The sequence below is a fragment of the Scytonema hankhaensis NUACC26 genome, from assembly GCF_045865695.1.
Classification (GTDB): Bacteria; Cyanobacteriota; Cyanobacteriia; order Cyanobacteriales; family Nostocaceae; genus Scytonema.
In genome coordinates this window covers 65,613-76,822 of sequence record NZ_BAACAP010000202.1, presented here as the reverse complement: position 1 = coordinate 76,822, position 11,210 = coordinate 65,613, and the positions used below count along the sequence as shown (strand labels likewise).

The following is an 11,210-nucleotide window of genomic DNA, read 5'->3' as shown; positions in this document are numbered from 1 at the left end:
GCTCTTTTCTATGCAGCTTCATATTAAATTGGTATCAGTAAGAATCAACAAAATTATGTTACAAAAGATAAATATCGCGAAAATTCTTACAAACCAGTGACAAATAATCAAACATCACTGGTCACTGGTCACTGGTCACTGGTCACTGTAACTATGTTTAATCAACGCAAAAACAGAAGTATCGCCGCAATACTGGCTTTGTCTGGTACGTTGACAATTTCAGGATTACATAAATTTTATTTAGGACAACCACTTTGGGGTCTGTTGTACGTACTACTTTCTTGGACACCTATTCCCAAAGTGGCTTGCGCCATAGAAGGAGTTTGGTACTTAGCTCAAGATGAAGAAACTTTTGACCGTCATTTTAATATGGGGAAATCAGCTATCAAAAGTTCCCAGTATGTAAGCGATCGCGTAAGCTCGATTGCAGAGGCTTTGCGGGAGCTAGAGAGTTTGCGTCAGGAGGGGCTAGTTTCTGAGTATGAATTTGAGCAAAAGCGCCGTCAGTTGCTCGACCAAATGTAAAACGAAAAAGCTATGAAAAATTGGCTATCTTGGAATCCGAGGTTGCAAAAACTCCGCACTCAACTCATGAATAACCCTTACCACCGATTGCAATCAGCAGAAGAAATTGCGCTCGCCGTGGAACTGGGTATCCGTATTGATGTGAATCAAGCCACTGTAGATGATTGGCTGCGTTTACCGGGATTCTCCATTCATCAAGCGAGATTGCTTGTAGAACTCTCGCGTAGCGGAGTGAAATTTTATTGTATTGAAGATATTGCAGCTGCTCTAAGTATATCCGTACAGAGACTCGAACCGCTCGGACTCCTTCTTAATTTTAGTTATTATGACGAGGAAGCTTTAGCCCTTGCGACTCACATTGTTAACCCAAATGAAGCCACCGTTGAAACACTGACAAAAGTACCTTTTATCGATTTGTCTCTCGCGCAAGCTATTGTAGAAAACCGCTTGTCAGCAGGGCTGTTCCGTAATTTAGCGGATTTTCAACAAAGACTCAATCTACCAGGCTCAGCGATCGCCCAGTTAATGTACTATTTGAGGTTTAGTTAGTTGATGGTTGATAGTTGTTAGTTGTTAGTTGAGTGTCAAACCACTAACGACTAACGACTACCCACTAACCACTAACCACTAACCAATAAACCCTATACGTTTAAGAGGCCAAAAGCGAAACACTGCTCGACCTATAATGTTCTTTCTAGGCAAAAATCCCCAATAGCGGGAATCGTTACTATCGTTACGATTATCTCCCATAACAAAAAATTCATCTGCTGGAACTTGTCGCCCTTCCATTGGTAAATTTGGCGGTTCGGCGATATAGTTCTCCTGTATAGGTTTACCGTCGAGATAAACTTTGCCACTAGCGATGCTAACTACCTGTCCCGGCGTACCAATGATGCGCTTAATGAAAGCTTGGTCTTTGGGATAGCCCCGACGCTGTAATTCTTCTGGTGGTTGAAAAACTATGATATTGCCCAATTCAGGGGGGTGAAAAAGAAAGGAAATCTTCTCCACAACCAAGCGATCGCCTCTATACAAGGTTGGTAACATGGAGTCTGAGGGAATGTAGCGAGGTTCTGCAACAAAGGTGCGGATGAGAATTGCCAAGCATAAGGCGATCGCAACAAGAGTTAGATTTTCCTTTACACCGCGCCATACTCCTGATGAAGTTGGAGTTTCTTTTGCATTAGTTTCCTGATGGGTCATAGAGTTGAATGAAGAATCTAAACAAATACCTTGACTATTGTGACTCTAAAAGCAGCCTGATAACCAAGTGGAGTTTTGCCTATCTACTTTGTTCTTTCGGGAATGTACGCCGACAGCCTTCCCTTCGGATAACTCTTGAAGTGCAATTGGTATAAAATGTTCAAATTCCTTATAACGGAAATATTTTTGAAAAAATAAAAAAATTAAATAAAGTCATTGAAATTAGGATAATTATCAAACAAAGTATTAAACTGTTTACATTATTTTGCTTCCTTCTCCTGAAAAAGAAAGCTAGTTACCGACTGTTATTGCAATGCAATCAGTCAGTTTTTTATTTTCTAGATACCCCTAAATTACCTAAATTAATGGTACTGTTAAATGGATGCGTTAGAATACTATTAAAGGTAAGACTAAGCAGGCAATTAAAAACTTGAAAACAGCAAGAATTACAAGAAAAGAACCTATAAGAAAATAACATACAACAATATACACAATTAGTTTCTCTCCATCCCAATCGGATACCCGCACCTCAACTCTTATTATGAAGACTTGGCAATTGAAAACCATGATGTAAAATGGTAAGAGTAGGATTCGGGGGACCATTACTGGTCAGAGGCGCTTATCGAGACTATTTTCGGTAATCTCCAAGGATTAAAATCAAGCCAGCTGAAACAACTACAGCGGCTGTATCACCAGCGCATACCGGGCGATCGCATCACTACGCTTGAGTTTTCCCAGCGACTGGCTGCTATTAGTACCGAGCTCAATCAGCCCGTGTGTACTTACCTCAACCGTCGCGGACAAGTGATCCGCGTAGGGGTCGGGACACCACGGCAAACGCAAATTCCACCTCTGGAATTGCCGCGTTATGGTGCTGAACGACTGAGTGGTATCCGTTGCATTGCGACTCACTTGAAGTCAGAACCGCCTAATGAAGCGGCGCTGACTTCTATGGCGTTGCAAAGATTGGATGTCCTTGTCATGCTCAACGTGACTGGAACGGGATTTCAACGACGCGGTGGTGGCGCGACTGGATATGTTAAGGAAGCTTATCTAGCTCACTTAGCACCCCAGGATGCTCGTGCTTTCATCACTAGTCCGGCAATGAGAACGGCTTCTCCATATCTTTCTTCTTCTGAAGGGGGCGATGAGGAACCGAAAAGATCGCAGAGCAACCTGACACCTGCCAATTGGAGTGCAAGTTGGAGCATATCGCCTGCTTTAAGCTTGGATCTGCTCGCAAAACAGGACTTCATTGAGTTGGTGGAAGGACTCGAAGAAGAGTTCCGCCGGGAATATGTTGCCCAAGATGTAGACACAGACCACGATCGCGTTCTGATCGTTGGGGTGATGACGGACGATCTCACGACTCAGCAATTCCACGATACCCTAGAAGAACTGGGGCGATTAGTGGATACTGCAGGCGGAGAAGTCTTACAAAACATGAGACAAAAGCGATCGCGCATCCATCCTCAAACAGTCGTTGGCGAAGGTAAGGTACAAGAAATTGCCTTAACTGCCCAAACACTGGGGGCAAATCTGATCGTATTCGATCGCGATCTCTCACCCGCTCAGATTCGCAATTTGGAATCTCAAATTGGGGTTCGAGTGGTCGATCGCACGGAAGTTATCTTAGATATTTTTGCTCAACGCGCTCAATCGCGAGCTGGTAAATTACAAGTTGAGCTAGCGCAATTAGAGTATATGCTGCCGCGTTTGACTGGTAGAGGTCAAGCCATGTCCCGGCAAGGGGGCGGTATTGGAACTCGCGGTCCTGGTGAAACTAAGCTGGAAACGGAACGCCGTGCTATTCAACGACGAATTGCCCGATTGCAGCAAGAAGTGAACCAACTTCAAGCACACCGAGAACGATTGCGCCAAAGACGGCAACACCAAGAAGTTCCGTCCATCGCTATTGTTGGATATACCAACGCTGGTAAATCTACTTTATTAAACGCTTTAACTAACGCTGAAGTTTACACGGCTGACCAATTGTTTGCTACTCTCGATCCCACTACGCGCCGCTTGGTTGTTCCTGATGGGATGGATGGTGACACTCAAGAGATTCTGGTAACCGATACTGTAGGATTTATACATGAATTGCCAGCATCGCTCATGGATGCTTTCCGTGCCACTTTGGAGGAAGTTACAGAAGCTGATGCGTTGTTGCATTTAGTAGATTTATCCCATCCCGCATGGTTAAGCCATATACGCTCGGTGAGAGATATTTTGGCACAAATGCCAGTGACTCCTGGTCCAGCCCTAGTTGTTTTTAATAAGATTGACCAAGCAGATAGTGAGACCTTAGCGCTTGCAAGGGAAGAATTTCCTCTGGCAGTCTTTATTTCTGCAAGCAACCGCTTGGGATTGGAAACCTTGCGTCAGCGTCTAGGGCAACTGGTACAATATGCTACTTCCAGCTAAGTAGCTTCTAGATTGTTTATTCAGTTAAGTGGGATGTTGCTTCTAGCCCGTCCCACTTAATTAGGCAGGCAAGATGCCCGCCCCACCAACAACTGTACGGGCGCAAGGCATTGCGCCCCTACTAACTGCTACCGTATAAAATTAATAAATATTAATAAAGCTGAGGATATTATGGCTGCAAAAGTAGAAATTTACACTTGGAGGACTTGCCCGTTTTGTATCCGTGCCAAACAATTACTCGCCAAAAAGGGTGTTGATTTTACCGAATACAGTATTGATGGAGATGAAGCAGCACGGAGTAAAATGGCTTTACGGTCAAATGGAAGGCGATCGCTCCCACAAATTTTCATTAACGATCGCCATGTTGGTGGCTGTGATGATATTCACGCTCTAGATTCTCAGGGAAAGTTAGACGAGCTCCTTGCCTCCTAAAATTTCATAATTTATAACTCATAATTCATGAAACTGGCTTTTATTATCGATCCCATTCACCAACTAGACCCTTGCCATGATACCAGCGTTGCTCTCATGGAAGCAGCACAAATTTTGGGGCATGAGGTTTGGGTGACTCAAGCTAATTTACTGGCTGTGGTAGAGGGAAAAGCTTGGGCAGTTCTGAATAGGGTAGAACTCGTACCAGTGCAATTGGTAGACGGACGTTATCAAAAAACGGAATCTTGGTACAAATTGACTGAAACCTCTGGCATTCCCCTTTGCCTGGAAACAATGGATGCCGTGTTCATGCGAACCGATCCACCTGTCAATACCCTATACCTTTATGCGACTTACATTCTAGATTACATCGACCAAAGCAAAACTTTGACGATCAACAGTCCAAGAGGTATTCGGGCGGCAAATGAAAAAATGTATGCCCTTCAGTTCGCTCAAGCAATTCCAGAAACTATTGTGACTGCTGATAAGCAGTTGATTCGTCAGTTTGTAGAAGCTAAAGGATCTGCTATTCTCAAACCATTGGGAAATAAAGCAGGAGAGGGAATTTTATTTTTAGAACCAAGCGATCGCAATTTTAACTCCATAGTCGAATTAAGTACGCTCCAAGGTCGAGTCCCGGTCATGGTACAAACCTACTTAAGTGAGGCAAAAGATGGAGACAAGCGTATTATCTTGTTGAATGGCGACCCTATTGGTGCTGTTAACCGCCTTTCTGCCCGTGGTGAATTTCGGAATAATATGGCTGCAGGTGGCACGGTTGCAAAAACTGAAATCACTCCTAGAGAGCTTGACATTTGCGTTCAACTAGCAGATACCTTACGTCAAGATGGCTTAATCTTTGTCGGTATTGATGCCATCGGCGGTTATCTTACCGAAGTCAATGTGACTAGCCCTACTGGAGTCAGAGAGATAGATTTATTGGATGGGTTACGCCTTGGAGAACAAGTGATTCAATGGGTCGAGCAAGCGGTCAACAAAAATAAGAAATAGTTAGTTTACAAGTTTTTTGGTAGTAACTTCTCCTTCCGTAAAACTGGCAGTGAGAAGTTTTTCATTATCTGGGTTTTATATTCCCAGGCCCCCTGGCAAACCTAAACGGTTGCAAACAAATTGGAAATTACAGTAAGCAGTACCGGGTGCCAAAACAGTCTAAGTTAGCAGAAAATGGCTACGTTGTAGATAAAACTACCACAAGCTTAAGAACTGCAATCGGCAAAACCTGTTACCAATGAAATATAGTACCAATTTGAAAAAAGAAATGTGAAAGATATTGGGTTAGATGCAATCCACTAAGGGCTTTCTCAATCCAAAATTTCAAATCCAAAATGGTATCAGTATTTAGTTATTACGAGGTGGGCGTCGGCTGCGGAGAAAATCTGGTATGTCCAATCCCGGTTTTTCTTTTGGTTCGGGAAGCGGTGATGGTGGATTGATAGGTGGTGTTTGTGGCATTTGTCGTCTTCCTGAAGGCGGAGGATTGACTACACTTCTGGGTTGAGTGACATTTTGAGGTGGTGCTGATTGAACTTCGCCTGTAAAACCAGTAGCAATGACGGTTAACCTTACCTCTCCTTGCAGCCTGTCATCAATCACAGCTCCGAAAATAATATTGGCGTTGGGATCGACTACCTCGTATATAGTTTCAGCCGCAGCATTGACTTCATGTAAGGTTAAGTCGCTACCACCAGTGATGTTAAAGACAACACCTCTAGCTCCTTCTATGGAACTTTCTAATAAAGGCGAAGAAATAGCTGCGATCGCGGCTTCTCTAGCTCGTGATTTGCCCGAACCGATACCGATCCCCATCAATGCCGAGCCTGCATCTGCCATGACAGCCCTAACATCAGCAAAGTCAACGTTGATCAAGCCGGGGATCGTAATTATATCCGATATACCTTGAACCCCTTGTCGCAACACATCATCCGCATAACGAAAAGCATCTTGCATGGGTGTTTGCTCGGGTATCACTTCCAGCAACTTGTTATTGGGGATGATGATGAGCGTATCCACCCTACTTTTTAAACCTTCAATACCTTGTTCTGCTTGCTGAATGCGTCGGCGTCCTTCAAACATAAATGGACGAGTGACAACACCCACGGTAAGAGCGCCCATTTCCTTGGCGACTTCTGCAACAATTGGAGCAGCACCAGTACCTGTTCCGCCTCCCATTCCCGCAGTGATAAACACCAAGTCCGAACCTTCTAAAGCCCTAGCAATTTCGTCTCGCGATTCTTCAGCTGCCTTCTGACCAATTGCCGGATTGCCACCCGCACCCAAACCTCGAGTCAATTTCTGTCCGATTTGCAATCTGCTTGGACTTGCTGTTAAAGTCAAAGCCTGAGCATCCGTATTGATTGACCAAAACTCTACCCCGCTCACATCAGAAGCAATCATGCGGTTAACGGCATTACTCCCACCACCACCAACACCAATAACTTTGATATTGGCAACTCGACCTGGAACGATATCGCCCATCCGAGCATCTTCGCGCTCAACTTTCTTGCTGTCATTATTTTGACCAAAATCAAGCGCGGAATGGCTGAAGGGATTGGTTGAGTTAGCGGACAGCGAGTACCCTGATTGTCCGGGTGACTGTGAGTTTTTATAGGTAAGCCCTTGGTTATTATCAAGTGTCATTGGATTTGCGGTCTTGTAGATAAACGACTTTTTCAGGTGTTATTCACCTAGTAGTCAAATATAAGTCTGACGCTGCCACGATATATGGCGTTGTTTGCTTTTTCTCTTGACTTCCAACCAACGAGTGAATTGGAAGGGTGAAAGCTAGCTATTAGGTGTACCATTATGGAATCTAGCTCGCTTCGCTCTCAAAAGTGAAGTATACCTAATGCTTACCTAGAATGGACTGAGATGACTTCCTCTCTTACATCTGTAACTTCACTACAATGAAAGCTGATTTTGATTAGTATACCGTTGGTCTCTCCAATAGTTTCTCCGTATTTTTGCTAGCAAGCGATCTTAAAAATGAACTCTGTAGCAGTAGAAGCTGGTTTTTCTTCTGCTTTTCGTTTCGTACACTAGGTGTTTTTGAGGATAAATTTAAATTATTTAAAATCCTTGCTTCACCAGTGTCTCATTATTTTTCTAGCTTCAAGATTGCCTCCTCGAAGTAATTTTAAGTTATTGCGTAACGTCCAAACCTGAAATAACGGCATAATTTGTAAAGACCTGCCGTAGCAGGTCTCTCGATTTGTCATAACGATTTGCACTTGCCGACTTGCCATTATGGATTCTTGCAACTAAAGACGAATACTCAGTGCGGTGTTGGCGTTTTCTACGCTCAAGGCTACTTTGTGAATTATCTAACATCATGCACCCCGTTTTCAGATGTTAGGGTAAAAATAACGTGCCGCTTTCTCCCGAAATGGCAGATTTTACGACTGTTTCTTCCATTTTAATGAGAAATCTACGCTGATTTTTACGGAAGTAACATCGAATAACAAAAATTCTATACTTATCAGCATAGAACTTCTCTAAGAATTAATTGTGTTTTATACATCAAACACAGTAATTTTTTTAAGGTTTGGCAGCGTTTAGCAACTGTTTCTTTTGATTCATTTGTACTATTGGATATTCGGGATTTTTGATATCGATGTACTCTATTTGGCTAGGATTCAGTTGTGCTGGTAGATGACGCATCTGTGCCAATACCTTGATTTTTTCAAGGATTTGAAAGTTGGGCGCTCCAAAATGTACGTTTCCCAATTCTGTTTTCAAAATTAAATTGGTTGGATCTTGAAAATCAATTTCCAGAACCTTAACAGAACTTTGGGTAATAGCTTGATAAAGCGGAGTCCAATAAGGGCGATATTGCTCTAGAGAACCAATAACCTTAAGGTTGGGTAGCTCTGCATTTGGATTGAGTGGTTTTTCCTTTTTTAGAGGCATCCAAACACCATTGGCATCCAGTAACCCTACAGTTACTTGTTTATTGATAGAACCCTTATGTCTTCCCTGCTCTGTACGAGTAGGCGCGGTAGAGAATACTGCTTCTGTTGGACAATCAGTTGGGCTGCTTTCCTCTTGTGTTGAAGACACGAGACAATTTCGCGAATCAGAATTAGAGCGTGTTATGCGCTCGGCGATCGCTACAGGTTTTCGCTCGTCAATTTGAACAATTAACCCTGGTGGAAATAATCGACGACTCACTGTCGCTTGTGCAATAGTTGGTTCCTGCTTGAGAGATTCAGCAAGCCTGTAAGGTTCAATACGCCATAGAGACTGTGGATAAGAGAGTACCAGCAGTGACTGTACGGCTTCATCAGGTAGTAGATGATTACCTAATATAACTATATCTTTAGAAGTCTTTAATACCCAAATTGGTTGGATTGTTGTCCATAGCAATCCACTCGCTAGCGAACTCACGGCAAAAGTTCGCCAAACTGCCTGAAGAAATTTCACCTGCCGTTGTTGACGTAATTTTTTACGTCGTCCTTCCAAATCTGCGCGGGAAACTGATACTATACCAGCCATGAAAGCCCTTCCACCCTTTCATACCGAGTCGTTATTGCGCTCGTATCATCATTTTCAAATTTTATTACAGTACTTATATCTGGATTGTAGCTAAGCGTGAATTTTTAATCATTAGGTTTGTAGTAAGGAATGTTTATGAATGTAGCCTTTCTATTTTGGGATGGCAAGCTTTTCTTGATTAAAAAGCTACAATGTCAGTCTTGACAAAATATTGACTATTTGCGTACTGAAGGGGCAAGGGGCAATGAATAACTTTTAATAATGCCCAATGCCCAATGCCCAATGCCCAATGCCCAATTCCCGATGCCCAATACCCAATTCTATCAATTTGCTACATCCAATCTTCTCTAAAATTTGTAGCCTTTTTTTCATTTAAGTAACATTTAAAACATCCTATGTGCTATGATTCTTTGCTGCTTCATGTCATAATTTAATCAGACAGTACCTATCATAAGAGGGTTGACAAACAAGCAAGCCACTAGAACGTCTACTATGTTGAAGTTCTAAAAGCAGCACATAACAGATTGTCAAAACTATAGCAATCGCTGTAAAAAAGGATAGATACGCTATGACATCAGGGGTTTTCTACTTGAGTATGGGGAATTTTACAAGCATACAGTCTGTACCTTCAGAGAAAGACAATCTTTAAGGAATGGATTTTGCTATCAAAATAGAATAACTGTTTTGAATCTAGTATAAATTAGCCAGTATGCTATAAATACTTACTTAAGTAGGAAAAATTATTTTGTATATAAATACATCTGCATCTACATGAAAACAACACTGAATTTGTCACGCTTTTTCAAAGCCTGTAACCCCAGTAAGACGTTGGTTATGGGTGACGCATCTGACAGGCAATACTATATCGACTTCTCTACTGTACGCGGTTGTAAAATTGTAGAGGAATTGCAACGGACAATCGCCCGTATTTCTCCAGACGAACCGACCTGTCAGTTATTTACAGGTCATATTGGTTGTGGTAAGTCAACAGAGTTGCAAAGACTCAAAGCGGAACTAGAACTGGGTGGATTTCACGTGGTGTATTTTGAATCCAGTCAAGATTTAGATATGGCGGATATAGATGTTAGCGATATTTTGCTGAGTGTAGCCCGTCAGGTCAGTTCCAGTTTAGAAACAATAAACATCAAAGTTAGACCTAGTTACTTTACCAACTTGTTTAAAGAAATAGGGGATTTTTTGCAAACCCCAATAGATTTATCAGCACAGGCAGAATTGTCATTGGGGATCGCTAAAATAAGTGCTAAAACAAAAGACAGCCCTCAGTTACGAACTCAATTAAGACACTACCTAGAACCGCGTACTAACAGTATTTTGCAAGCAATTAACGAAGAAGTCTTGGATAAGGCTATCGAACAATTGAAATTACGGGGTCAAAAAGGGCTAGTCGTAATTATCGACAACTTAGATAGAGTTGATATGCGTCCGGTAGCATCCGGGCGATCGCAACCAGAATACCTCTTTATCGATCGCGGCGAACAACTCCGGCGACTCAAATGCCATGTTGTCTACACAATTCCCCTATCCTTAATATTTTCCAACGAGTACCAAACCCTCAAAAATCGCCTTGGCGGTGGTGTAGCGCCCAAAGTTTTACCAATGGTACTCGTGCGTCAAAGAGATGGTAGCGATTACGAAGCAGGAATGTCTCTATTGAGACAGCTTGTATTAGCAAGAGCTTTTCCCGAAGTACCACCATCACAGAGGCTAGAATTAACTACAGAGCTATTTGATAAACCCGAAACCCTCAATCGCTTGTGTCGAGTTAGTGGCGGTCACATTCGTAACTTACTAGGATTGCTTTACAGTTGTTTGCAAAGAGAAGATCCCCCATTTTCAGAAGATTGTTTGGAAGCAGTGATCAAAGACTACCGCGACGATCTCCTACTAGCTATTGATGATGAAGAATGGCAACTACTGTATGAAGTTATACAACAACAAAGTTTAAGTGGAGAATTAGATTACCAAAGATTGCTTCGGAGTATGTTTGTTTTTGAATATCGAGACCCCCAAGGACGTTGGTTTGGTATTAGCCCTGCATTGGCAGAAACAGACAAAGTTTTGACTTGGCAGAAAAATCGAGAATAGTGACCACC

The 11,210-nt window shown here is 42.6% G+C and carries 9 protein-coding genes; 6 read left to right on the top strand and 3 right to left on the bottom strand.

All coding sequences use genetic code 11. The features are described 5' to 3' along the window. Positions 1–153 precede the first annotated feature (153 nt). Positions 154–525, top strand: coding sequence for an NINE protein (locus tag ACKTT2_RS23750; RefSeq protein WP_407891106.1), 372 nt, complete (start codon positions 154–156; stop codon positions 523–525). Positions 526–537: 12 nt separating this feature from the next. Further along, the gene (locus ACKTT2_RS23745; RefSeq protein ID WP_407891095.1) at positions 538–1,074 is read left to right on the top strand and encodes a ComEA family DNA-binding protein; all 537 of its coding nucleotides are present in this window, start codon (positions 538–540) and stop codon (positions 1,072–1,074) included. Between the two features lie 78 nt (positions 1,075–1,152). Here the strand turns inward: ACKTT2_RS23745 and lepB are convergent, their stop codons facing one another. Continuing rightward, entirely contained in the window at positions 1,153–1,728 is a 576-nt protein-coding gene (lepB, locus tag ACKTT2_RS23740; protein ID WP_407891093.1) for a signal peptidase I, read from the bottom strand. Positions 1,729–2,349: 621 nt separating this feature from the next. Here lepB and hflX point away from each other — a divergent pair. From hflX to gshB, 3 genes are all read left to right on the top strand, one after another. Beyond that, positions 2,350–4,152 carry a GTPase HflX gene (gene hflX / locus ACKTT2_RS23735; RefSeq protein ID WP_407891103.1) on the top strand — a complete coding sequence of 601 codons (1,803 nt, stop codon included), beginning with the start codon at positions 2,350–2,352 and terminating at the stop codon, positions 4,150–4,152. Between the two features lie 171 nt (positions 4,153–4,323). Continuing rightward, entirely contained in the window at positions 4,324–4,584 is a 261-nt protein-coding gene (gene grxC, locus ACKTT2_RS23730; RefSeq protein WP_407891091.1) for a glutaredoxin 3, read from the top strand. Positions 4,585–4,611: 27 nt separating this feature from the next. Beyond that, positions 4,612–5,595, top strand: coding sequence for a glutathione synthase (gene gshB / locus ACKTT2_RS23725; RefSeq protein ID WP_407891089.1), 984 nt, complete (start codon positions 4,612–4,614; stop codon positions 5,593–5,595). A 348-nt stretch (positions 5,596–5,943) separates the two neighbouring features. On the opposite strand, the gene ftsZ is transcribed toward gshB, so the two are convergent. Then, positions 5,944–7,242, bottom strand: coding sequence for a cell division protein FtsZ (gene ftsZ / locus ACKTT2_RS23720; RefSeq protein ID WP_407891087.1), 1,299 nt, complete (start codon positions 7,240–7,242; stop codon positions 5,944–5,946). An 897-nt stretch (positions 7,243–8,139) separates the two neighbouring features. Continuing rightward, positions 8,140–9,096, bottom strand: coding sequence for a cell division protein FtsQ/DivIB (locus ACKTT2_RS23715; protein WP_407891085.1), 957 nt, complete (start codon positions 9,094–9,096; stop codon positions 8,140–8,142). A gap of 771 nt (positions 9,097–9,867) precedes the next feature. On the opposite strand from ACKTT2_RS23715, the gene ACKTT2_RS23710 reads away from it, so the two are divergent. After that, the gene (locus ACKTT2_RS23710; protein WP_407891083.1) at positions 9,868–11,202 is read left to right on the top strand and encodes a P-loop NTPase fold protein; all 1,335 of its coding nucleotides are present in this window, start codon (positions 9,868–9,870) and stop codon (positions 11,200–11,202) included. The last annotated feature ends 8 nt before the right edge of the window (positions 11,203–11,210 follow it).